The following is a 657-nucleotide window of genomic DNA, read 5'->3' as shown; positions in this document are numbered from 1 at the left end:
GTCGAACAGATGGTCGAGACCGGGGAGTTCCCGAACCGGTCGGAGGAGATCCGCTCGGCTGTCCGTGAGATGATAAACGAACAACAGGCCGAGAGCCGCGACTCGCCGACCAAACACACGTGGGCCAAGGTGTAAGACGATGCAAGATATTGTCAGAGAGGCTATGGAGCGCGACGAGGAAGAGCGCGACGCAACCACCGAGGCTCCGGATGGTGACGAGTTCGGGAACCCCCGAATCGTCATCGTCGGCTGCGGCGGCGCCGGCAACAACACGGTCAACCGGCTCTACAACATCGGCGTCGACGGTGCTGACACGGTGGCGATCAACACCGACAAACAGCACCTCAAGATGATCGAGGCAGACACGAAGATCCTCGTCGGCAAGTCGCTGACGCAGGGTCTCGGCGCCGGCGGCGACCCCTCGATGGGCGAGCGCGCGACCGAGATGGCCCAGGGGACGATCAAGGAAGTCCTCGGCGAGGCCGACCTCGTCTTCGTCACCGCGGGGATGGGTGGCGGCACCGGGACCGGTGCCGCGCCGGTCGTCTCGAAGATCGCCAAAGAACAGGGCGCGATCGTCGTCGGGATGGTCTCGACGCCGTTCAACGTCGAGCGCGCGCGGACAGTCAAAGCCGAGGAGGGGCTCGAAAAGCTTCG

1 protein-coding gene and 1 pseudogene are annotated in these 657 nt (G+C 64.5%); both read left to right on the top strand.

The window, feature by feature from the left end; genetic code table 11:
- The coding region (locus DEQ92_RS21240) for a ribbon-helix-helix domain-containing protein (RefSeq protein WP_115821742.1) at positions 1-135 on the top strand (135 nt) is incomplete at its 5' end.
- 4 nt (positions 136-139) lie between these two features.
- A pseudogene (locus tag DEQ92_RS21235) lies at positions 140-657 on the top strand (cell division protein FtsZ); the annotation flags it as partial.

This window comes from Haloferax sp. Atlit-6N (assembly GCF_003383195.1).
Lineage (GTDB): Archaea > Halobacteriota > Halobacteria > Halobacteriales > Haloferacaceae > Haloferax > Haloferax gibbonsii.
The sequence above is the reverse complement of the archived record's forward strand: the minus strand, read 5'-3'. Positions and strand labels throughout refer to the sequence as shown.